This is a genomic window from Vibrio sp. 10N.239.312.D08 (genome assembly GCF_041466145.1).
Taxonomy (GTDB): domain Bacteria; phylum Pseudomonadota; class Gammaproteobacteria; order Enterobacterales; family Vibrionaceae; genus Vibrio; species Vibrio crassostreae_C.
The window spans coordinates 37,564-61,882 of the sequence record NZ_JBFSSD010000032.1 but is presented as its reverse complement, the minus strand read 5'-3'; the positions used below and the strand labels follow the sequence as shown (position 1 = coordinate 61,882).

18 protein-coding genes and 1 pseudogene are annotated in these 24,319 nt (G+C 45.9%); 10 read left to right on the top strand and 9 right to left on the bottom strand.

Annotated elements, in window-relative coordinates:
• Positions 1 to 125: 125 nt before the first annotated feature.
• From AB6D58_RS16695 to AB6D58_RS16685, 3 genes are all read right to left on the bottom strand, one after another.
• Positions 126 to 1,355 carry an ammonium transporter gene (locus AB6D58_RS16695; protein WP_372157825.1) on the bottom strand — a complete coding sequence of 410 codons (1,230 nt, stop codon included), beginning with the start codon at positions 1,353 to 1,355 and terminating at the stop codon, positions 126 to 128.
• Positions 1,356 to 1,382: 27 nt separating this feature from the next.
• A complete protein-coding gene (gene glnK, locus AB6D58_RS16690) occupies positions 1,383 to 1,721 on the bottom strand; it encodes a P-II family nitrogen regulator (RefSeq protein WP_004738200.1) in 339 nt (112 codons plus the stop codon).
• A gap of 238 nt (positions 1,722 to 1,959) precedes the next feature.
• Positions 1,960 to 2,328: a YacL family protein gene (locus AB6D58_RS16685; RefSeq protein ID WP_019824378.1), complete on the bottom strand. Its 369-nt coding sequence runs from the start codon at positions 2,326 to 2,328 to the stop codon at positions 1,960 to 1,962.
• 131 nt (positions 2,329 to 2,459) lie between these two features.
• Between AB6D58_RS16685 and AB6D58_RS16680 the strand changes: the two are divergent.
• The 3 genes and pseudogenes from AB6D58_RS16680 to AB6D58_RS16670 all read left to right on the top strand — a co-directional run bounded on the left by AB6D58_RS16680 (position 2,460) and on the right by AB6D58_RS16670 (position 6,157).
• Positions 2,460 to 3,614: pseudogene (locus AB6D58_RS16680) on the top strand (sugar diacid recognition domain-containing protein).
• A gap of 127 nt (positions 3,615 to 3,741) precedes the next feature.
• Entirely contained in the window at positions 3,742 to 5,007 is a 1,266-nt protein-coding gene (locus AB6D58_RS16675) for a GntP family permease (RefSeq protein ID WP_372157823.1), read from the top strand.
• A 16-nt stretch (positions 5,008 to 5,023) separates the two neighbouring features.
• On the top strand, positions 5,024 to 6,157 hold the full coding sequence (locus tag AB6D58_RS16670; RefSeq protein WP_372157821.1) for a glycerate kinase: 1,134 nt from the start codon (positions 5,024 to 5,026) through the stop codon (positions 6,155 to 6,157).
• A gap of 101 nt (positions 6,158 to 6,258) precedes the next feature.
• On the opposite strand, the gene acnB is transcribed toward AB6D58_RS16670, so the two are convergent.
• The 4 genes from acnB to hrpB form a co-directional block, all read right to left on the bottom strand.
• Entirely contained in the window at positions 6,259 to 8,847 is a 2,589-nt protein-coding gene (gene acnB / locus AB6D58_RS16665; RefSeq protein WP_017072021.1) for a bifunctional aconitate hydratase 2/2-methylisocitrate dehydratase, read from the bottom strand.
• A gap of 272 nt (positions 8,848 to 9,119) precedes the next feature.
• Positions 9,120 to 11,453, bottom strand: coding sequence for a patatin-like phospholipase family protein (locus tag AB6D58_RS16660; protein ID WP_372157818.1), 2,334 nt, complete (start codon positions 11,451 to 11,453; stop codon positions 9,120 to 9,122).
• 38 nt (positions 11,454 to 11,491) lie between these two features.
• On the bottom strand, positions 11,492 to 13,891 hold the full coding sequence (mrcB, locus tag AB6D58_RS16655) for a penicillin-binding protein 1B (protein WP_372157816.1): 2,400 nt from the start codon (positions 13,889 to 13,891) through the stop codon (positions 11,492 to 11,494).
• Positions 13,888 to 16,386 carry an ATP-dependent helicase HrpB gene (hrpB, locus tag AB6D58_RS16650; protein ID WP_372157813.1) on the bottom strand — a complete coding sequence of 833 codons (2,499 nt, stop codon included), beginning with the start codon at positions 16,384 to 16,386 and terminating at the stop codon, positions 13,888 to 13,890. Before hrpB ends, mrcB begins: the two co-directional genes overlap by 4 nt.
• Before the next feature lie 34 nt (positions 16,387 to 16,420).
• Between hrpB and sfsA the strand changes: the two genes are divergently transcribed.
• From sfsA to panC, 7 genes are all read left to right on the top strand, one after another.
• Positions 16,421 to 17,146 (top strand): DNA/RNA nuclease SfsA, encoded by a 726-nt coding sequence (gene sfsA / locus AB6D58_RS16645; protein WP_017066814.1) that lies wholly within the window; start codon positions 16,421 to 16,423, stop codon positions 17,144 to 17,146.
• A 135-nt stretch (positions 17,147 to 17,281) separates the two neighbouring features.
• Positions 17,282 to 17,728: an RNA polymerase-binding protein DksA gene (gene dksA / locus AB6D58_RS16640; protein WP_017059430.1), complete on the top strand. Its 447-nt coding sequence runs from the start codon at positions 17,282 to 17,284 to the stop codon at positions 17,726 to 17,728.
• Between the two features lie 179 nt (positions 17,729 to 17,907).
• Complete coding sequence (gene gluQRS, locus AB6D58_RS16635; protein WP_372157810.1) at positions 17,908 to 18,783, top strand: tRNA glutamyl-Q(34) synthetase GluQRS; 876 nt, start codon at positions 17,908 to 17,910, stop codon at positions 18,781 to 18,783.
• A 183-nt stretch (positions 18,784 to 18,966) separates the two neighbouring features.
• Positions 18,967 to 20,322 carry a polynucleotide adenylyltransferase PcnB gene (gene pcnB, locus AB6D58_RS16630; RefSeq protein WP_017059432.1) on the top strand — a complete coding sequence of 452 codons (1,356 nt, stop codon included), beginning with the start codon at positions 18,967 to 18,969 and terminating at the stop codon, positions 20,320 to 20,322.
• The gene (folK, locus tag AB6D58_RS16625) at positions 20,319 to 20,804 is read left to right on the top strand and encodes a 2-amino-4-hydroxy-6-hydroxymethyldihydropteridine diphosphokinase (RefSeq protein WP_004735459.1); all 486 of its coding nucleotides are present in this window, start codon (positions 20,319 to 20,321) and stop codon (positions 20,802 to 20,804) included. The genes pcnB and folK overlap by 4 nt, the downstream gene beginning before the upstream one ends.
• A 22-nt stretch (positions 20,805 to 20,826) precedes the next feature.
• Positions 20,827 to 21,621, top strand: a complete 795-nt coding sequence (panB, locus tag AB6D58_RS16620) for a 3-methyl-2-oxobutanoate hydroxymethyltransferase (protein ID WP_017059433.1) — start codon at positions 20,827 to 20,829, stop codon at positions 21,619 to 21,621.
• A gap of 8 nt (positions 21,622 to 21,629) precedes the next feature.
• Positions 21,630 to 22,520: a pantoate--beta-alanine ligase gene (panC, locus tag AB6D58_RS16615; RefSeq protein WP_017059434.1), complete on the top strand. Its 891-nt coding sequence runs from the start codon at positions 21,630 to 21,632 to the stop codon at positions 22,518 to 22,520.
• An 86-nt stretch (positions 22,521 to 22,606) separates the two neighbouring features.
• Here panC and AB6D58_RS16610 read toward each other — a convergent pair whose 3' ends face one another.
• A complete protein-coding gene (locus AB6D58_RS16610; RefSeq protein WP_010435987.1) occupies positions 22,607 to 23,377 on the bottom strand; it encodes an ABC transporter permease in 771 nt (256 codons plus the stop codon).
• 1 nt (position 23,378) lies between these two features.
• Positions 23,379 to 24,296: an ABC transporter ATP-binding protein gene (locus AB6D58_RS16605; RefSeq protein WP_017059435.1), complete on the bottom strand. Its 918-nt coding sequence runs from the start codon at positions 24,294 to 24,296 to the stop codon at positions 23,379 to 23,381.
• Positions 24,297 to 24,319: the final 23 nt, after the last annotated feature.

Here is a 24,319-nt window from a genome sequence, read left to right as displayed (position 1 = left end):
GCCCGTAGAGGACTTTCACCTCCTAGATCAACGCCATGCTCGGCGCACCAACAAAGCCCCGCAACAAGAGTTGCGGGGCTTTCTTTGTCCAACCTAACCCATTCAGATTAGGCGACGACTGTTGATTATTTTACTGATACAAACTCAGGGTAAGCGCCGACACCACAATCGTGCATGTCCATACCTTCAAGTTCTTCATCTTCCGTTACTCGGATACCGATTGTTGCTTTAAGCACCGCCCATACTGCTAGGCTAGCACCGAATACCCATGCAAAGATGACTGCTGCACCCATTAGCTGAGCACCAAACGTTGCATCAGCGTTGCTTAGTGGCACAGCCATTAGACCGAAGAAACCACATACACCGTGTACAGAGATAGCACCTACTGGATCATCAATCTTAGCTTTGTCTAGAGAGATGATGCTGAATACAACCAATGCACCAGATACCGAACCAATCGCTACAGCAAATAGAGGTGATGGTGATAGAGGGTCTGCAGTGATTGCTACTAGGCCAGCTAACGCGCCGTTAAGAATCATTGTTAGGTCTGCTTTACCCCAAGTTGTTTTACATACTAGTAGTGCTGCAATTGCGCCTGCTGCTGCTGCTGCGTTGGTGTTAAGGAAGATTTGACCTACTGCTGTTGCGTTCTCAAAATCCGAAACCATCAGTTGAGAACCGCCGTTGAAACCGAACCAACCGAACCAAAGGATAAATGTACCTAGCGTTGCAAGTGGCATGTTTGAACCAGGAATCGGGTAGATTTCACCGTTCTTACCGTATTTACCTTTACGAGCACCGAGTAGTAGAACACCAGCTAACGCTGCTGCTGCACCAGCCATGTGTACGATACCTGAACCTGCGAAGTCACTGAAACCCGCTTCTGATAGGAAACCACCGCCCCAAGTCCAATAACCTTCAACAGGGTAAATGAACGCTGTTAGTACTACAGAGAAGATTAGGAATGACCAAAGCTTCATACGCTCAGCAACCGCACCAGATACTACAGACATTGCTGTTGCAACGAATACTACCTGGAAGAAGAAGTCTGATTCTAGAGAGTGATCTGCGCCTTCACCTTGTGTACCAATTAGAGTACCAAATGATGGCAACCAACCGCCTTCACCGTTGTCGACATACATGATGTTGTAACCAACCACTAAGAAAGCTGTACAAGCAATTGCGTACAAACAGATGTTCTTAGTTAAAATTTCTGTGGTGTTCTTTGAACGAACTAGGCCAGCTTCTAACATCGCGAAGCCTGCTGCCATCCACATTACCAACGCACCTGAAATGAGGAAGAAAAAAGTGTCTAGTGCGTAACGTAGTTCCGTTACTGTTGTTGTAAGTTCCATATTAAAGTCTCCAGTCCTTGTAATTCTTTAAAGTGCTTCAGCATCCATTTCACCAGTACGAATTCGTACGGCTTGGCTTAGGTCATACACAAAAATTTTGCCGTCGCCGATTTTTCCGGTGTGTGCCGCTTGGCTAATCGCTTCAACAACTCGGTCAACATTCTCAGCTTGGGTAGCAATCTCTAGCTTCACCTTTGGTAGGAAATCCACTTGGTACTCTGCACCACGATACAATTCAGTGTGTCCCTTCTGACGACCAAAACCTTTCACTTCAGAAACAGTCATACCTTCAATACCCACATCAGAGAGCGCTTCGCGTACATCGTCTAATTTGAATGGCTTAACAATGGCATTTATTAATTTCATATTCGTTCCTTAAATTCTTACTTAATCCGTTAATTCTCTTATTACAATCCAAGTAGCGTGCCAAAAAGTTAAGTGCTTGATTTTAAATAAGATGAAGATAATAAGGTCGTAATAACGAAAAAGGCCGCACCAACATGGTGCAGCCTTTTCACTATCTTAATGCGCGATGCTCTTATTGCTCCAGTTTTGGGCAACGGAGCCTTCAAAGCTCTGAATGACTAACAAATAGGTCTTAGGACTAGTAACCTAAAAAATCCATCCAGCGTTCGATGAGCAGTTCGAAATCGTCGATTCCACAGCTTGCTTGGCTTTCACAGTTATAGAAGTCGAACTCACTGCCCTCTTCCATCTCTTGCTCATGCGCTAACACGTTTTCTTGAATCGTTACTTCGTCTTCATTAATCGCAAGGCTAATCTCTTTGCCAAGCAACGTCACTTCATTGCTCAAGTCCTGTCGAGATTGCTCAATCAACGCCATCACATGATCTAATTTTTGCTTATCTTTACCGATCTCTTCTTGAAGCCAACGGCCAACAATCTCATGGCCCATGCTGCATTTCACATAGTATTCACCCATTAGAGTGTTTCTAGTAAATTCAAACTCCATAACTCAACCTATACTGCATTAATACTCAAGCGATACTATTTCTGAGTATACCATTGTCTTGTCAGAAACGAGCGTATTGACGAATTTATCGTTACGATCCAACCTACACAGTCAATGAAGAGGAGGGCTCTATGCAGTTGAACAAAATGATTGCCAAACAAATTGTCGAACGAACCATGAAGATCATCCCACACTCGATTAATGTGATGGATAATAAAGGTCGCATTATTGGATCCAGTGATCCTACTCGCTTATACCAAAAACATGAAGGAGCGGTACTTGCCATCACCGAATCACGAGTCGTTAATATTGACGAAGCCACTGCCGAACACCTAAAAGGGGTTAAGCCTGGAGTTAATTTACCGATTCTATTTCAGGATAATGTCATTGGGGCGATTGGGGTTTCTGGGACACTGCAGCAAGTTCATCATTTTGGTGAGCTGGTGAAGATGACCGCTGAGCTTATTGTTGAACAAGCTGTACTTATGTCTCAAGTAGAATGGAATAAGAGGCATCGTGAAGAATTGGTATTGCAATTAATCCGAGGTAGCACGCTTAATGACATGCAACTGCAATCCATCGCACAGCGTCTGGATCTCGACCTTGCACAACCGCGGATTGCCGCCATCGTCAAAGTGTTACCGATAGGAGACACTGCGCCTTCATTGGAAAACTTACAGCAATTAGTACATTTACTTGAATATCCCGAGCGCGATAATTTAGTCGGTATCTTGTCTGTTTCACAAAACGAAGTGGTGGTACTCAAGCCTATAACCCTGATAGGGAACAGCTGGTCCAAGGATGCAGAAGCCAAGCGCGTGAAATTGCTACTCAAAAGAATAAAGAAAGAAGCTAAGTTTCAAATCAAGATTGCGCTTGGGGATTACTTTACCGGACTTTCTGGTTTAGCACGCTCATATGATACCGCTGAGCTCACTATGCGCAGTGTCGGTAACCGCCCCGGAGACATGTTTTTCTATCAAGACTATCGACCGCCGGCCATTATGAGTAGCCTGTTACAAGATCCATGGATTCGTGAGTAACTGGAGCAGTCTTACCTACATCTTCAACAACAGGACAGTAAAGGGATACTGATCAAAACTTTGAAGACATATTTAAAGCAGAACTGTGATTCAGCTCTCACCTGTAACGAACTACATATCCATCGCAATACGCTACGCTATCGAACAGACAAGATAAACCAAATAACATCATTAAATATCAACAATATAGACGATCTATTTCAACTCTACATTGCAATAAATCTATTCCACTGGTCGAGCTAAAAAATGTGCAACTGCACAATTTAAAAGGACCGATTTGAGCACTTATTTGTAGAGAATGACAAAGACTTACCAGCCCTATATCTTTATATTTGCCGAAAATGACACATCGTTATCTGGGAAATAGAACATGATTGAAGTTTCAACTCTTGGCGCACTTTCAGCATTGATTGTTGCTATCGCGCTCATTCTTAAAAAAGTGCCACCCACCTACGGCATGATCATCGGTGCTTTGGTTGGCGGCGTGGTTGGCGGCGTTTCTCTCACCGAAACCGTTGAGTTAATGATAGGTGGTGCCCAAGGGATCGTCACTTCAGTGATGCGAATTCTCGCCGCTGGTGTGTTGGCCGGCGTACTAATTGAATCAGGGGCGGCTACCTCGATTGCAGAATCCATCATCAAAAAAGTAGGCGAAACTCGCGCCTTACTTGCTCTTGCCATTGCGACCATGATTTTAACCGCTGTTGGCGTTTTCGTTGATGTGGCCGTTATCACGGTTTCTCCTATTGCACTGGCTATTGCTCGCCGCGCAGACCTTTCTAAAACCGCGATCCTTTTGGCGATGGTGGGCGGCGGTAAAGCAGGTAATGTCATGTCGCCTAACCCAAATGCCATTGCGGCGGCTGATGCGCTCAATGTTCCGTTAACCTCTGTGATGGCTGCAGGCGTGATTCCGGGTCTATTTGGGCTGCTTTTCGCCTACTTCTTGGCAAAGCGCCTCGTCAATAAAGGTTCAAAAGTAGCGGAAAGTGAAGTGGTCAAAGCGGATCAAAGTTCACTGCCAAGCTTTTCTTCTTCAATCGTTGCACCGTTAGTGGCTATTGCCCTACTCGCGCTGCGACCACTCGCTGATATCAATGTTGATCCTCTAATTGCATTACCCTTGGGTGGATTGCTGGGTGCACTGGCTATGGGTCGCTTCAAACAAGCCAATAGCTTTGCGGTTTCAGGCTTGTCACGTATGGCACCGGTTGCTGTAATGCTACTGGGCACAGGAACCATTGCAGGCATCATTGCTAACTCAGGACTAAAAGCTGATCTGATTGAAGTGCTGACGATGTCTGGGCTGCCTTCTTACTTACTTGCTCCGTTTTCTGGCGCACTGATGGCACTATCAACCGCATCGACAACTGCCGGAACAGTAGTGGCATCGAATGTATTTGCCAGCACCATTCTTGAGCTAGGTGTTCCAGCTCTCGCAGGCGCAGCAATGATCCACTCTGGTGCGACAGTACTTGACCATATGCCACATGGTAGCTTCTTCCATGCCACGGGTGGTGCGGTACATATGAGTATTCATGAACGTCTAAAACTCATCCCTTATGAGTCAGCGGTCGGTCTTGTTATCGCCTTCGTCTCAGTAATGATCTTCGGTGTATTTGGTCTGTTTGTTTAAGTTTAAAGGTATCAAAATGAAAATTGTAATTGCTCCTGACTCATATAAAGAAAGCCTATCAGCAATGGGCGTTGCTCAAGCGATTGAAGATGGCTTTAAACAGCTAATACCAAAAGCCGAATACGTAAAATTACCAATGGCTGATGGTGGTGAAGGCACAGTACAATCTCTGGTGGATGCGACCAATGGCTCTATCATCCAACATCCAGTGATTGGTCCATTAGGTGAAATTGTCGAAGGCTTCTACGGTATGTTCGGTGACGGTAAAACTGCCATTATTGAAATGGCGGCCGCTTCCGGCCTAGATTTAGTCTCTCCAGAACAACGTAATCCACTAAAAACCACTACCTATGGTACGGGTGAGTTGATCAAAGCCGTATTAGATAAAGGTGTTGAGCATATTATTATTGGCATTGGTGGTAGTGCGACCAATGATGGTGGCTTAGGAATGGCTCAAGCGCTAGGCATTCGTATGCTAGATGCAGAGGGTCACGAGCTGGTGTTTGGTGGTGGTGAACTGTCAAAACTGACAACCATTGATCTCACCAACCTCGACCCACGCCTACAAAACGTACGCTTAGAGGTCGCTTGTGATGTCGATAATCCATTATGCGGACCAAAAGGGGCATCACAGGTATTCGGTCCGCAAAAAGGCGCAACACCAGAAATGGTTGAGCTGTTAGATGCTAACCTTGCTCATTATGCCAGTATCATGAAAAACCAGTTAGGCGTCGATGTCATTGATCTCCCTGGTGCTGGCGCGGCAGGCGGTCTAGGCGCGGCACTTGTTGGCCTGTTAAATGCGGAGCTTCGCCCTGGTATTAACATCGTAATGGACGCCGTCAATTTAGATGAAATAGTCTCAGATGCTGATCTTGTGATTACAGGAGAGGGGCGCATTGATAGCCAAACCATTCATGGCAAAACACCGATTGGTGTCGCTCGCACAGCCAAAAAACATAAACTGCCTGTCATCGGTATTGCCGGCTGTCTAGCCAGTGATTGTGGTGTGGTTCATGAGCATGGTATCGACGCGGTATTTGCGGTAGTGAACCGTTCAGTAGACTTGCCGACAGCTTTGGCTGAAGCGGCTGAAAATATTGAACTTACTGCTCGCAATGTTGCAGCAATGTATACGATTAAGAACTAATCGAGCTCTCTGTAAGCTAAAAGCAATTTTCGCTGTATGCTAAAAGCAATTAAGGCCGCTATTCACAGCGGCCTTAATTATATTTACAACAAAATCAGACGTTACGCAGGCTCTTGGAAGATAACCGTGTCTGCTTTTTCCGTGTACTGACCCATTTTATGGAAGTTCAGGTAACGGTATGTATCAGCAGCGGTTGCATTAATCTTCTCAGCGTACTCTAAGTACTCTTCTTTCGTTGGGATGCGACCTAGAATCGCGCCAACAGCAGAAAGCTCAGCAGAAGCCAGATAAACGTTCGCGCCATTGCCTAAGCGGTTCGGGAAATTACGCGTTGACGTCGACATAACCGTCGAAGCATCAGCAACACGAGCTTGGTTACCCATACATAGTGAACAGCCAGGAGTTTCGATACGTACCCCAGCACGACCGAAGATGCCGTAGTAGCCTTCTTCTGTCAGTTGGTCTTTATCCATCTTCGTTGGCGGAGCCACCCATAGGCGAGTATTTAGCGAGCCGTTAAACTCTTCTAGCATCTTACCTGCAGCACGGAAGTGACCGATGTTCGTCATACAAGAACCGATGAACACTTCTTGAATCTCAGTACCTTGAACGTCCGAAAGAAGACGAGCATCATCTGGATCGTTTGGTGCACATAGGATTGGTTGATCGATGTCAGCAAGATCAATCTCGATAACGTGCGCGTATTCCGCATCTGAATCAGCAGATAGCAACTCAGGGTTCTCTAGCCACTCTTCCATTGCTGTAATACGACGCTCAATCGTACGAACATCACCGTAACCTTCAGCGATCATCCACTTCAGCATCACGATGTTCGAGTTCAAGTACTCAGAGATAGACTCTTCAGAAAGCTTAACGGTACAACCTGCAGCAGAACGCTCAGCAGATGCATCAGAAAGCTCAAATGCTTGCTCAACAGATAAGTGCTCAACACCTTCAATTTCTAGTACACGACCAGAGAATTCGTTGATCTTACCGGCTTTCTCTACCGTTAGTAGGCCTTGCTTGATGCCGTAAAGAGGAATGGCATGTACTAGGTCACGTAGCGTGATACCCGGTTGCATTTCACCTTTAAAGCGAACCAAGATAGATTCAGGCATATCAAGAGGCATAACGCCTGTTGCTGCAGCAAATGCTACCAAGCCAGAACCCGCAGGGAATGAAATACCTAGAGGGAAACGAGTATGCGAGTCACCACCTGTACCTACAGTATCAGGAAGAAGCATACGGTTTAGCCATGAGTGGATAACGCCATCACCCGGACGAAGTGAAACACCCGCACGATTCATGATGAAATCAGGTAGCGTATGGTGAGTGTTTACATCGACTGGTTTAGGGTATGCCGATGTGTGACAGAAAGACTGCATTACAAGGTCTGCAGAGAAACCAAGACACGCCAGATCTTTAAGCTCATCACGAGTCATAGGACCGGTCGTATCTTGAGAACCGACTGTCGTCATTTTAGGTTCACAGTACTGACCAGCACGAACACCTTCAACGCCACATGCTTTACCAACCATCTTCTGAGCTAGCGTGTAGCCTTTATCAGATGCAGATGGATCGATTGGTTTAGCAAACAGATCCGTTTCAGCTAGACCTAGAGCGTCACGAGCACGACCCGTTAGACCACGACCGATGATCAGTGGAATACGGCCACCAGCACGCACTTCATCAAGAAGTACTTTGCTTAGCTCAAAGTTTGAAATCACAGAACCGTTCTTGTGAACAACACCTTCGTACGGGTAGATATCAATGATATCGCCCATGTTCATGTCTTGTACGTTCAGTTCAATGGGTAGTGCGCCTGAATCTTCCATTGTGTTGTAGAAGATTGGTGCAATTTTACCACCAAGACAAACACCGCCAGTACGCTTGTTTGGTACGAATGGGATATCTTCACCCATGAACCAAAGTACTGAGTTTGTTGCCGATTTACGTGAAGAACCTGTACCAACAACATCACCAACGTAAGCCAGTGGAATGCCATCTTTTTGCATTTCTTCAATTTGTTTGATTGGACCAACGCTACCCTGTTCATCAGGAGTAATGCCATCACGTTCCATCTTCAGCATCGCTTTCGCGTGTACTGGGATGTCAGGACGTGACCATGCATCAGGCGCTGGAGATAGGTCATCGGTGTTCGTTTCACCAGTGACTTTAAATACTTTTACTGTGATTTTTTCTGCTACTTTATCTTTCGCTGTAAACCATTCAGCATCAGCCCAAGATTGAAGTACTTGTTGTGCAGCAGCATTGCCAGCTTTCGCTTTCTCTTCTACGTCATAGAACGCATCGAACATCAGTAGAGTATGAGATAGCGCTTTAACAGCGATTGGAGCAAGCTCAGCATCGTCTAGTAGAGATACTAGAGATTCGATGTTGTAACCGCCTTGCATGGTACCAAGCAGTTCTGCAGCTTTTGCTTTGCTTACTAGTGGCGAAGCTACTTCACCTTTAGTGATAGCCGTAAGGAAGCCAGCTTTTACGTAAGCAGCTTCATCTACACCCGGTGGAATGCGATTTTCTAGTAGGTCAAGAATGATTTCTTCTTCACCTTGAGGTGGATTCTTCAGAAGTTCAACTAGGCCAGCTACCTGCTCAGCATCTAGTGGTTTTGGAACAACTCCTTCGGCAGCACGTTCTTCGACGTGTTTACGGTAGGCTTCAAGCACGACTTTTTTCCTCTCATTGCGGTTCACTTCTTCCCTTCATAATTGTTAGTAAAATAAAGAAGTGAACATCCTTGGAAACTTGGCTCTCCATTGCCATTTTTGTCATTCAATTTGTATTGATGAGCGGCGTCATAGAGGCCAAACTGTGGGCGGTAGAATAGCAAATTTAACGTTAAATTAAAATCTTATCATTTTGACCAACATAGCAAGTTAAGACGAAAGTCCCACTATTTTTGCCTAATTACGCACTTAAATGGCGACTCTGCGCATGATTATTTGTAGGACGTACCTACAATCAGATACACCGAATCGAAATTATCTTCGGTTCGGCCATAAGCTAAAATGATCGGCCCGATTGGAGAATCAACACCCGCGAAAACAGAACCCGCGGTGTACATTGGCGCTTCATCAATACTCAAATCATTGTTCGACCAAACACCACCATGCTCAATGGATGCGCCCACGTAGAATGGTGATTTAAAAAGGCCGAAGTCATTTTCAAACCACTTATAACGATAAATAAGGCTGGTGTAAGCCAAGTTCTGACCAATCATACTATTCCTTGGAATACCTGACAGGTTTAAGAAGCCACCAAGCTCTTTGGGATCAATAGGGAAAATCGAATTTTTGCTCTCTACAATACCGTAATCCAGCTTTGCGACTAAAGTATGCTTCTCAATACTCTTTGCTGCCATGAAATTGGCCGAAAACTCATAAACCGTATCACTCTCAGACGTTAAATCCGATTCACCAAGAGAGCTGTCATTATCAAAATCATCATGAGAAACGAGGTACTCTAAATCGACAAAGTAACCCTTGGTCGGTAAGCTGAAATTATCCAAAGTATCCAGTCGGTAACCCATGAAGCCACCAATACGCTTGTAGCCACCACTGCCCAATGAAGGTAACGAAGAAACCTCAACATCCCCATCTGTATAACGAACACCAAATGTCAGCTCCTGCCACAAGGTTGGTTGATAGCCTAATGCCAATTCACCGACATATTCACTATACGTCATAGGGAGATAATCTTTCGTTACGTCCAGTGTCGGTTCTTCAATATCATCAATATCTGCGGGTAGGTTTCTGTTCTCTTTGCTGTAAACAACCGATGCCGAAGTAAACAGCTTTTGACTCGAAAAGAATGGCGAGTAAAGTTCCGCTTCAATTCGCTTGTCCGTTCCCATCTCGATATTGGTTCTTAGCTCTGCACCATGCTTATTAATATCAGTAAAGTTGGCTGAGACACCGAGCGAGTATTGGCTTGTAGTAGAGAAATCATCTTCAAGAAAGAATCGAAAGTTGAGGTAGTTTGGCCCCCAAGATTTTTCGTTCACATCGACCAGCAGTTGCTCCTCGCCATCTACCGTGTCAAATTCATAAGTCACCAACTCGAATCTATCTAGCGCATAGAGGTCTTGTACTTTAGATTCAATTTCACTGGTCTTCAGAATCTCACCTGAATCAAGGTTTAAACGGTTTTCGATCAGCTTATCGGAATAGTGGGTATTGTTATTGATAACAACTCGGTCAACGACGGTCTTATCGCCGTGTTTTAGCTGTCTGCGCGCTTTTTGTTTGTCCTCGATATAATGCTGATAATCGGCATTTGAGAGCGATAGCTTAGAAAGTTCATCAGTATGCTGCTTAGCAGCTTCATAGCCCGCGAGGAAAGCCGATGGCATTTTATCAAATTCTGTCGTCTCCATTTCCCCAACATCTGGGCGCAGGAAGACATCATCGTCTGTTAAAGTTTCAGCTTGCTCTTGGGTGCTGCGTTGAACAAGATAATTAGAGAGTTGGTCAGCTGCGGCTAGAAAATTCGTGAAATCATCTTTGCCTTTGTAGTTGGTACTGATATCCACCGCAATGACAATGTCCGCGCCCATCGCTCTGGCAACGTCGACTGGCATGTTATTGGTGACACCACCATCAACCAGCATTCGACCATCTAAGGAATAAGGGGGAAGCGCGCCGGGTACTGACATACTCGCCATCATGGCATCAACAAGGTGGCCATGATCGATGACCACCTCTTCAAGTTCGATAATGTCAGTTGCGACTGAACGGTATGGGATAGCAAGATGGTCGAAAGAATCGAATGAGGATAGATTACCCGTGGTCTCACGCAGAATACGCAACATATTCTGGCCTTGCACCACCCCTTTCCTTGCTTTGATTTCGCCCCAACCTAAGCCGAGATCGGTGTTCAGTTGGTAGCGGTCTTCATATTCTTTGTCACGTACGCGGCGATCACTACGGTTAACGCGATCACGATAACCGCGATTCCAATCAACCGTATAAATAAAGCTCTCGATCTCGTCTGCGCTCATCCCTGTCGCATAAAGACCACCAACGTATGAGCCCATACTGGTACCGGTAATGTAATCAACCGGGATTTGCATCTCTTCTAGAGCTTTAAGCACACCAATGTGAGCTGCACCTTTTGCCCCACCACCAGCAAGAACGACAGCAACGGTTGGCCTTTTATGAGCTTGTTCAGCCTGCTGAGATTGATCAATCTGTGTCGCGGTGGATGCAAACAGCTGAAAACTGATCACAGTACCGACAACACCTAAGCCACTCACTAACCAACGATAAATCATTATGTTAACTGTCCTTGTCATTCTTTCTTGTTACGACTTTACCACTGAAAAAGCTTCTTTAGCCACTGTTTTGGTTGACTTTCACAGCCCTTTTTAATGTTTCCACCCTCATCCCAAAGTGGCAGTTTAACTGCACCATCACAATCAAACTCTAAAGCCCCTTCAGAAGTTCGAGTAAAGTTAGCGGTGACAATTCCTGTCGGCCAAGGCAGTAATAACTGCTCGGGTGTTCTCTGTTTGAGATAATCGGCATAAACACGTAACGCACCACTCGAACCAGTAAGCTTAGTCGGCTTATTATCATCACGTCCTAGCCAGATGGTCGTCACTTCACGGCCATCTACGCCCACGAACCAACTGTCTCGGCTGTCATTACTAGTGCCAGTTTTACCAGCTAACCCTGCCCATGCAAACTGACCTTGTAGGAAACGGCCCGTGCCTTCCGACACGCCACGTTTCATTGCATAGGTTGTAAGCCAAGCGGCTTGCTGGTCAACGCTTTGTGATACACGAGGGATCGACTGATACAGAACCTCGCCATCGTTATCAACAACTGAGCGAAGCGCAGACAAAGGTGCTATACGCCCAGAATTGGTAATGGTTTGATACATCTGCGCAACTTGGAACGGAGTCAGTGAGAACGAACCCAAAAACATCGACGGCACTGGGCGAATCTCATTTTTATCGACCCCCAGTTTTCCAATCGTATCCGAGACACTATCAATGCCTAATTGCATGCCTAAACGAACAGTAGGTACGTTGTAAGACTTAGAAAGCGCCACATACAAAGGCACATCGCCACGGAACTTACGATCGAAGTTTCTCGGGCTCCACACGCTACCTTTACTGCCTTTCAAGCTCAGTGGCGTGTCTTTCAATGTTGTCGCCAACGTGTACTTCTGAGGCTGCTCTAGTGCGGTTAAGTAAATTGCAGGCTTGACCAAAGAACCAATTGGGCGACTCGCGTTCAAGGCACGGTTAAAGCCATCGTAGCCAGTACGCTTACCACCGACCATCGCCCGGATTTCACCGGTATTTCTATCCACGGCAATAGCTGCTGCTTCCAGCTTATTACCTGCGGTTTTCGATAAATCAGGCACCTTACGAGCAATCGACTTCTCTAACTTGTCTTGAGATACCGGATCCAGAGAGGTAAAGACTCGAATCCCTTTTTTCGCCTCAAATCGATCGCCGGCATACTTCTTAAGCTCAATGTTTACTTGTTGGAAATAAGCGGGCTGACGGCTAGCAATGCGTGGGTTGTCTTGAATATCCAAATCACGACTCGCCGCCTCTTCGTATTGTCGCGGAGTTAAGATGTCTTGTTGCATCAATAAGCGAAGAACCAGATCGCGTCGAGTCTTAGCACGCTCAGGATAGCGAACCGGATTGTAATACGACGGTCCTTTCACCATACCCACCAGCAGTGCTAGCTGATCGATGCGCAGCTCTTGAATAGGTTGACCAAAATACAAACGAGACGCTAAACCGAAGCCATGAATCGCTTGCCCACCATTCTGTCCAAGATAAACCTCATTTAAGTAAGCCTCTAGGATACGGTCTTTGCTGTAACGATGGTCTAAGATAAGTGCAATGTAGGCTTCACGAACCTTACGCCACAATGTACGTTCACTGGACAGGAACAGGTTTTTTGCCAACTGTTGTGTCAGCGTACTACCACCTTGTACCGTTCGCCCAGCTTTGACGTTAACGACCATTGCACGAGCGATGGCCAGTGGCGACACACCATCGTGTTGATAGAAGTTTCGGTCTTCGGTTGCCAGTAAGGCATCAACCATCACTTCTGGGAACTGATTGCGTTTTAAGAACAGGCGCTGCTCATCGTTACTTTTCTCAAGCATGCCAAGCATTTTCGGTTCAACACGCAGGTAGCCCATGTCGCCTTTCTTCTCCAGCGACTGAATGCGAGTTAATTCGTTACCATTGAAGTGCAGCATCACATGACGCTCCGCTTCCGGTCCATCAACAAACTCGAACGGACGACGAATCATTTCAATCTTGGTCGAAGAAGAAGAGTATTCGCCTGGGTGACGAGGCGCGTTCACCTTACGGTAATTAAGTACATCGAGCTCATTCTTAACCTGAACCAAACTCACCGGAGTTCCCGGAGACAGGTCTAGCACTCGCGCATAAACCACGGTTGGCAAATCAAACAGCTGACCTTCAAAGCGCTGTTTGACCACAGAATCAAGATAAATACCGACGAACAACAGCAATGCCGCAAGCGCTAAGCCCGCTTTCCAAGAAATACCCCATAGGATCTTCAACCAACCTCTTTTGCCAGATTTCTTAGCCTTAGGTTTGGTCTTTTTCGCAGCCGCTCTTGGTTTTCTTGGCTTGGCTTTGGTCGCTGGTGACTTCTTTGCTGGCGCTTTTTTAGGTGGTGCCTTTTTTGGCGTTAACATTTTGGTCATCATCGATTCAACTGTCGTTTGGTTTTAGTGGTTGCTACATGGTTAGCAGGGTCATCCGGCCAAGGATGTTTTGGGTAACGGCCCTTCATCTCTTTTTGTACTTCTTTGTACGCGCCAGCCCAAAAGCCAGCTAAATCTTGAGTAATTTGTAGTGGTCGCTGTGCTGGAGAAAGGAGCTCAAGCACTACTTTTTTACGCCCTTGCGCGATCAATGGCGAGTCTTGTTCGCCAAAGACTTCCTGCATTCGCACTGAGATCACTGGTTCAGATTGATATTGATAACGAATGGCCTTCTTGCTGCCTGTTGGCATCAGATAGAGCGTTGGCAACCATTGGTCGATTTCTTGATTCAAAGGCCAACCAAGATAAGCCGACAATGCTTGCTCAATCGAAACACTAGACAGTCCTTTTGCCGACTTAATGCCATTCAGATAGGGAGATAGCCACTCATCAAGGTGTTCAATCAAACTCGCATCGTCCATCGCTGGCCAATCATGCTCAGGCATCCAAAGCTCTGCACAGCGTACACGCTCAACCAACTGCTTAGCCGAAGCTGTCCAATTTAAGCGATCCAACCCACATCGAGCGACATAATTGAGCAGCGCTTGGCTCGCCTGATTCGCATCGGGATCAGGTAAAGCTTTGGTGCTGATAATCAACTTGCCCAGAGATACACGCTGCTCAGCAACTAAACGGCCACGTTTCTCATCCCAATCGGCGTAATCGGAACGCACAAACAGTTTTGGAAATTCAGCTTCTAACTGTGCGATATCAACCGCGGTGGCTAAGAAAATCTGACTGGCTCGCCCTGTGCTGCGCATCAAATCAATCACTACGATATAGTTATTGTTCGCCAGTGGATCATCATCACGAACCTCAGCACCGTGGCCATTCGCCAAAAGGAAAGCACTGCTGGTCGCGCTTCTCACTTGTGCAATCCGGTCTGGGAAGGCAAAACAAAGCACTAATGGTAGCAATGATTCGTCAGCTTGTGACAAATCTAAGTGATGATTGAGTTTGCTCGCGAGACTTTTCGCTCGCTGCATCACAACGCTATTTTTGGAATGTTTTCTTTGCTTAAGTCGATGCAAAGAGTGTTGAATATCCGTCACATTGCGCTCCGGCTCTTCCAGCAAAGCAGCAGCAACAATCGCGACATTCAACAGAGCAGGACTACCTTGCTGCGCTTTAACCAACATGCTGGCAATACGAGGCTCTAGACCTAAACGTTGGACCTGTTTTCCTAATGCCGTAAATTGACCATTATCGTCTAACAATTCAAGAGTCTGTAAGAGTTGCTTGGCTTGCCCGATAGAAGCTTTGGGTGGAACGTCTAACCATTGCAGTTCATCAGCACTCGCAGCGTCCCATTGCGTCAATTCAGACACCAGCGAAGACAAATCAGAATGAAGAATTTCAGGTTCTGGTATAGCTGGTTGCTGCATCAGCTGCGTTTCGCTGTACAAACGAACGCACAAGCCCTCTTCAATTCGTCCCGCACGGCCCGCTCGTTGTTCAGCTGAAGATTGCGAGATTTTCACTTGCTCAAGCTTAGTAATACCGGTTTTCAGATCGAACTTCGCCACACGTTCAAGCCCGGAATCAACCACCAATCGAATACCTTCAATCGTCAAAGAAGTCTCAGCAATATTGGTCGCTAACACCACCTTTCGACGCCCTTTCTCTGATGGCGCGATCGCTTTCTGCTGTTGAGAAAAGCTGAGTTGCCCATACAGAGGACACACATCGATATCATTGGCGAATTGTTCTAGTTGAGATTCCACCTGCTTAATCGCAGAAACGCCCGGCAAAAAGGCCAGAAGTGAGCCTGACTCTTTCTCCATCAGAGAGCGAATCACGTTAGCCATTTTAGGGGCTAGATATTCATTTGCGTTAAGAGGCTGATAACGGAAATCGACCGGAAAGGTGCGACCTTGTGATTCAACGTATTTGGCATTCGGCAGCAAAGTTTGCAGAGCTTGTTGATCTAAAGTTGCCGACATCACTACCACTTTCAGATCGTCACGCAACGCCTCTTGGATCTCTAAGCTAAACGCCAATGCGGTATCGGCGTGAATACTGCGCTCGTGAAATTCATCAAAGATCACCATATCAACCCCAGTTAATTCAGGGTCGGTTTGGATCATTCTTGTCATGATCCCTTCAGTAACAATCTCTAAGCGAGTCGCACTGCTGCTTTTAGATTCACCACGAACTCTAAAGCCAATGCTCTCTCCCACCTTTTCTCCCAATTGGCTCGCTAAGTAAGTAGCAATATTCCTTGCAGCCAAACGCCTCGGTTCAAGCATGATGATTTTGCCTTGAACGGCGTTGGTCTTAACTAACTGTAAAGGGAAGAATGTTGACTTACCCGCACCGGGAGCGGCCTTTAGAATAAGTTGAGTGTGTGTTTCTACGCCAGCGAGCAGATCTGGCATCACAGCTTCTATGGGCAGTTGTGGCAATGGGAGAACCTTGTGGTGTAATGTTGGCAACATTGTACATAAAAACCTACCTGTCTAAATAAGTAATATGCACTTCAATCCGCCATTAGAGCCTGCGACTCTTATTAAACGCTATAAACGTTTCCTCACTGACATCCAACTTCCTGACGGTAGCGAGCGTACTATTCACTGCGCTAACACTGGAGCGATGACAGGATGTGCGACTCCTGGCAATACGGTGTGGTACTCAACCTCCGATAATGCAAAGAGAAAGTACCCAAACAGCTGGGAGATCTCAGAAACAGACAAAGGTCATCGTATTTGTGTAAATACTGCGCGGGCAAACCAGCTAGCAGTGGAAGCAATTGAAAATGGGACTATAGTTGAACTCTTAGGTTATAACGCGTTACGAACCGAAGTGAAATATGGCAGTGAGAATAGTCGCATTGATATTCTGCTTGAAGATAACGAAAAGCCACCTTGCTATATCGAAGTGAAAAGCGTCACTTTGCTCGACGAGCAAGAAACGTCAACTAAAGGGCAAGGTTTTTTCCCTGATGCGGTCACAACCAGAGGCCAAAAACATCTGCGTGAACTCACAGAAATGGTCGAATCTGGAAATAGAGCCGTACTTTTATTCACTGTTTTACATTCAGGTATTGAAAAAGTGTCTGCGGCACACCATATAGACGCCAAATATTCGTTATTACTAAAACAAGCACAAGACGCTGGAGTTGAAGTGCTTTGCTATAAAGCAGAGCTCAGCAGTACTCAAATACAACTAAAACAAGCTGTTGAATTTATCAATAGCTAAGCAAAGATGCTGAACTAATCACATTGATTGCAAGTTTGAATAAGAGTATTTGCCACCATTCGTTCTTTCTGCTATAGATACCCGCCTTAAAATTAGCTGCTTTGCAGTTGACTAGGTGTAAATAGGAGATGCTGTATGCCAGAATCTAAGAAAAAAGCGCTAGGCATCCTAGCCATCGCAGGTGTTGAACCGTACCAAGAGAAGCCAGGTGAAGAGTACATGTCACTTGAGCAAACGGAACATTTTACAAAAATTTTAGCAGCTTGGCGCAACCAGCTCAGGGAAGAAGTTGATCGTACTGTGCACCACATGCAGGACGAAGCAGCGAATTTCCCAGACCCAGTTGACCGTGCTTCTCAAGAAGAAGAATTCAGCTTAGAGTTACGTAACCGTGACCGTGAGCGTCGTCTTATCAAAAAAATTGAGAAGACATTAGACAAGATCGAAGAAGACGATTTCGGCTTCTGTGATTCTTGCGGTATCGAGATTGGCATTCGTCGCCTTGAAGCTCGTCCAACTGCTGATCTTTGTATTGACTGTAAAACACTTGCAGAGATCAAAGAAAAACAGATGCAAGGTTAATTCTTGCAGATGTAAAGAAAGGGAGCCTTGGCTCCCTTTTTTGTTTGTTATCCAAGCGAAGTATTTCACACGCTTGATAGTAAATAGCAGCTTTAAGCCTTAGTTCTAGGCATTAAAGCTCTTGTCAAACGTCTTAAGAATCGGCTACTGCGGTACCATTTAGATTAGGTTGTTCACTCATGAATTATATCGGGCGCTTTGCACCATCACCGTCAGGTCCTCTTCATTTTGGCTCACTTGTTGCTGCTCTTGGTAGCTACTTTCAAGCGAAATCTAACCAAGGAAAATGGTTAGTTCGTATGGAAGACCTCGACCCACCAAGAGAAATGGCCGGCGCTGCAGACCTCATTCTTAAGACGCTTGAGGCTTACCATCTATTCTGGGATGGTGAAGTCGTTTATCAAAGTCAGCGTCATGGCTTGTATCAAGCTCAAATCGATCAATGGGTTGCTGACAATCAAGCCTACTACTGCCAATGCACCCGCAAGCAGATAAAGGCTTTGGGCGGCTTTTACAATGGTCACTGTCGAGATGTAGGCCTAATCGATTCAGGTGAACAGGCGGTGCGCTTGTGCATGGACTTTCCAGTAGAGTCCTTTGATGATGTTCGCCACGGCACCATTCAAATCCCTAAAGCACTAGCTGTAGAAGATTTTATTATTAAACGCAGAGATGGATTGTTTGCCTATAACTTGGCCGTTGTTCTTGATGACATCGACCAAGGAGTAACAGAAGTCGTAAGAGGCGCAGACCTGATAGAACCAACAGGTCGACAAATCAGTTTGTATAAGACGCTCAAGCAAAAAACAGTGAGCTACTTGCACTTACCATTGGCAACCGATGGCTTGGGGAATAAACTGTCAAAACAGAACCATGCCACCGCGATAGATCTAGACAACCCAAAACCAACGTTACTCAACGCGATGCGATTCTTAGGTTTTGATATCCCGACGGCCCTTTCTGAGGCTTCAATGGATGAGATTTTATTGTGGGGCTGCCAACAATGGAACGTCAGTCAGTTACCTGATAGTTTACAAAAAGAGCACTGTAATTAGCTCGAAACTCACGGCAAATAGCAAAAACGACACATAAAAATGCCATAACCAACCACTGTGGTTAAGCAGACGATGTTCTCAAATGGCTCGCGCTAAGCTATTATTAGCCGCAATTAAACTCTGCACTACCACTTTGGACTAAGAGAAAAACAAAGTTGGCGATACCTACTTTGTTCTAAACTAATGAATACAAACGACAATACCCCAAGCGAACAACGCGGATTCCACGAATTAGCTCTGAATATTTATACTCGTCAAGAGCACAATATTTCACGCAAGCAGATCAGCGACAACGCACTAAAAGTGCTATATCGCCTGAATGGTGCGGGTTTTGACGCATTTCTAGTCGGTGGTGGTGTGCGCGATATCTTATTAGGCTCTCAGCCAAAAGATTTTGATATTGCGACCAACGCAACGCCAGAGCAAATCAAACACCTCTTCAGAAACTGTCGTCTTATCGGTCGCCGTTTCCGCTTGGCACATATCATGTTTGGTCGCGACATCATTGAAGTGGCAACTTTCCGTGGTCACCACCAAGAACCATCGAAGAACGTTTCTGCACAATCGAAAGAAGGCATGCTACTTCGCGATAACGTGTACGGCAGTGTTGATGAAGATGCAGAGCGTCGTGATTTCACAATCAACGCGATGTACTACAACATTGCAGACTACAGCATCCACGATTACGCGGGTGGTGTAGAAGATTTAGAAGATAAACTGATCCGCCTGATTGGCGATCCAGAAACGCGTTACCGCGAAGACCCAGTGCGTATGCTACGTGCAATGCGCTTCGCCGCTAAACTGGATTTCGACATCGAAGAAGACACGGCTGACCCGATTGAAGAGTTAGCTCACCTTCTAAGAGATATCCCAGCAGCGCGCCTTTACGAAGAGTCTCTGAAATTACTGCAATCAGGTCACGGTTTAGAAACCTACCACCTGATGCGCGAGTACAATCTATTCCAACAGATGTTCCCAGCGGTAGCTGAGCACTTCACCGAAGATTACGACTCTCACACAGAGCAGATGCTTGATTTGGTTCTCGATTCAACCGACCTTCGCATCGAAGATGGTAAGCGAGTAAACCCAGCATTCATGTTCGCAGCGATGCTTTGGTACCCAATGAACAAGCTGGCAGACAAACTTGTCGCTGAACAGGGTATGGCACACTACGATGCGATCATGGAAGCGAGTAACATCATTCTAGATCAGCAAGTAAAGTCTATTGCGATTCCTCGTCGTCACACAGCAACCATTCGCGAAGTTTGGCAACTGCAACTTCGACTGCCTCGTCGCAACGGTAAACGCGCTGTTCGTCTAATGGAATTAAACAAATTCCGTGCAGGCTACGATTTCCTAGAAATGCGTGGTGAGATTGAAGGTGGCGAAACCAAAGAGTTAGCAAAATGGTGGGAGCGTTATCAGACTGCGGGTCGCAACATGCGTCAAGCAATGGCTAACGACGTTGCAGCACCATCAAAGTCAGGCCATCGTCGCCGTAAGACTTACCGAAACAAAAAGAGTAAGCAATCAGAATGATAACTGCTTACATTGCAGTCGGCAGCAACCTTGCCGACCCAGTTAGCCAAGCAAATTTGGCTATCGAAACGCTAAAAAGCCTACCGCGATCAACGTTTATTGCGACCTCTCAGCTATATAGTAGCACTCCAATGGGACCGCAAAATCAACCAGACTACATCAACGCGGTAGTCGCTATCCAAACCGAATTAACGCCAATTGAACTGCTTGATTGCACTCAAAAGATCGAACTAGAGCAAGGGCGCGTCCGTAAAGACGAACGTTGGGGACCAAGAACCTTGGATCTCGACATTGTGCTATACGGCAATGAGGTGATCGATTCAGAGCGCTTAATCGTTCCTCATTATGGAATGAAAGAACGAGAGTTTGTACTCTACCCGCTTGCTGAAATCGCACCAAGTTTACAACTCCCTGATGGGACTGAGCTGACAGAACTACTGAAAATAGTAGATAAGAACGGGCTCAATGTTTGGCAACAATAGCCAAGCGCATTAAGGAAAACCAATGAAAAAAGTAACCATTAACGACCTGATCAAATGCAAACGTGAAGGCCGTAAATTTGCGACTTCGACAGCTTATGATGCGAGCTTTGCTCAATTATTCGAAAGCCAAGAAATGCCAGTTCTGCTTGTCGGTGATTCACTGGGTATGGTTTTACAAGGCCATAACGATACATTACCAGTAACCGTTGAAGACATTGCTTACCATACTCGCTCAGTGCGTGCTGGTAGCCCAAATTGTCTTCTTATGGCTGACATGCCTTTCATGAGCTACGCGACGCCAGAACAAGCTTGTGAGAGCGCAGCGACTTTGATGCGTGCTGGTGCGAACATGGTAAAAATCGAAGGCGGAAGCTGGTTGGTTGATACTGTGAAGATGCTAACAGAACGTGCAGTACCAGTATGTGCACACTTAGGCTTGACGCCCCAGTCTGTGAACATTTTTGGTGGTTACAAGATTCAAGGTCGTGACGACGAGCAAGCCGACAAAATGGTTGCTGACGCGTTAGCACTGCAAAACGCAGGCGCTCAAATCGTTCTACTTGAATGTGTGCCAGCTTCATTGGCAAAACGAATTACAGAAGCTTGTGACGTACCGGTTATCGGTATCGGCGCAGGTAATGTTACCGATGGTCAGATCTTGGTTATGCATGACATGTTCGGTATTTCTGCGAACTACATGCCGAAGTTCTCTAAGAACTTCCTAGCAGAAACAGGTGATATGCGTAAGGCAGTAGCTCTATACAAAGAAGAAGTAGAGAGCGCGCGCTTCCCTGATGAAGCTCATACAATCGCTTAGGAGTAAGTATGCAAACTTTTGCTGAAATAGCGGCTCTTCGTGAGCAGATTAAACAGTTTAAGCGTGATGGACGTACGGTTGCTTTTGTACCGACAATGGGAAACCTGCATGAAGGCCACCTGACTCTGGTAAAGAAAGCTCGTGAACTGGCCGACATCGTTGTGGTAAGCATCTTTGTAAACCCAATGCAGTTTGACCGTGCAGACGACCTAAACAACTACCCTCGAACGTTAGAAGCAGATTTAAGCAAACTAACAGGTGAAGGGGTTGAGCTAGTATTTACACCAACGCCAGAGGTGATGTACCCAGATGGATTAGACAAGCAGACGTTTGTTGAGGTCCCTGGCATATCTCACATGCTTGAAGGTGCCTCTCGTCCAGGTCACTTCCGTGGTGTATCAACCATTGTCACTAAACTGTTTAATATCGTTCAGCCAGACTTTGCATGCTTCGGCGAGAAAGACTTTCAGCAACTTGCTGTTATTCGCCAGATGACCACTGATTTAGCATTAGACATTGAAGTTGTCGGCGTTGCGACCGTTCGTGAAATGGATGGTTTGGCAATGAGCTCTCGCAATAGCAACCTAACGATTGACGAGCGCCAACGAGCGCCCGTTTTAGCGCGTACTATGCGCTGGATCAGCAGCGCTATTCGTGGTGGTCGCGATGATTACGCATCAGTGATTGAAGATGCTACTGACCAGCTACGCGCTGCAGATCTTCAACCTGACGAAATCTTCATTTGTGATGCTAAAACTCTGCAAGCGATCACTTCAGAATCAACTCAAGCAGTGATTCTAATGTCGGCTTTCCTAGGTAAGACGCGTCTTATCGATAACCAAGTTCTCGATTTGGTAACGGAAACCAAAGAAGAAGTGAAAGAAGAAACGACTGAATAGTCGGCTTCTGCTCTTAACGCAAAACAAAAAAAAGGTCGATGTTATATCGACCTTTTTCTTTACCTGTTACTTAGATGAACCAAAGGTTAGCTACGTAAGCCAATACCCTTTGTCACTAGGTAGTGTGCAATGCCATACAACAGCACGATAAACACACCTAGTACGCCAAACGACGTCACGATCCCCACATCAGACACACCCAAGAAGCCATATCTGAACGCGTTAACCATGTACACGATAGGGTTCAACTTCGATACACCTTGCCAGAATTCAGGCAATAGACTGATCGAGTAGAACACACCACCAAGGTACGTCAGCGGCGTTAAGATAAAGGTTGGGATAATAGAGATATCATCAAACGTGCGTGCGAATACCGCGTTAATCAAACCACCCAAAGCGAATACTACCGACGTTAAAAATACCGTCGCAATGATCACGCCCCAATGGTCAACTTGTAAGTCGACAAAGAACAACGACACGAAGGTTACTATGGTACCCACTAACAATCCACGAACCACACCACCCATTACGAAGCCGGCGATAATCACGTAGTTAGGAACAGGCGCTACAAGCAGCTCTTCAATGTTCTTCTGGAACTTGGCACTAAAGAACGATGAAGCAACGTTGGAATATGAGTTGGTGATCACCGACATCATGATCAGACCGGGAACAATGTATTCCATGTAGCTAAAGCCGTTCATTTCACCAATACGCGCACCAATCAGGTTACCGAAGATGATGAAGTAAAGCGTCATGGTAATCGCTGGCGGCACCAGAGTCTGCACCCAGATACGAGTAAAGCGATTGATCTCTTTGGTCAACAAACTGCAGAAAGCGGTCCAATATAGGCTGTACATATTATTTACTCCCCTCACGGACGATACTCACAAATAGCTCTTCTAGACGGTTTGCTTTGTTACGCATAGAGAGGACTTTAACCTGTTGCTCGCTCAATTGAGCAAAGATGGTATTCAAACCTAGGTTCTTGTCGATTTCGATTTCTAGCGAGCCATTGACCATCACTTGGCTATTCACGCCTTCAAGCTTAGGTTCAGTCGTGCCCTCTTCCAGATCCAGAATAAAGGTCTCAGCACTCAATTTGCCCAACAGCGCTTTCATTGTTGTGTTCTCAATCAGCTCACCGCGATTGATGATACCAATGTTGCGACACAGCATTTCTGCTTCTTCTAGGTAGTGCGTGGTCAAGATAATGGTAATGCCCTGCTTCTCATTGATCTCTTTTAGGAATTCCCACATTGAACGACGTAGTTCAATATCAACGCCTGCTGTCGGTTCATCAAGGATCAACAAATGAGGTTCATGCATCAATGCACGCGCGATCATCAAACGACGCTTCATACCACCAGACAAGTTACGCGCGCGTTCGCCACGCTTTTCCCACAGATCGAGTTGAGATAGGTACTTTTTCGCTCGCTCTTTCGCTAATGCTTTTGGCACGCCGTAATAACCCGCTTGTTGCAGCACGATCTGTTCAACGGTTTCAAACGGGTTAAAGTTAAACTCTTGAGGCACAAGGCCTAAGTTCTGCTTCGCCAATTCCAGATCGGTATCAATGTCGTAGCCGAACACTTTAACCTTGCCTGACGTTTTATTTACCAGTGAAGAGATAACACCAATGGTGGTTGATTTACCCGCACCATTGGGACCAAGTAGTGCGTAAAAGTCGCCTTTTTCTACTTGTAAACTAACGCCCTTAAGAGCCTCGAAGCCCCCAGCATAAGTTTTTCTTAATTGCTCAATTTCTAATGCATACATAGAGATAGACTGCCATTTGCTAT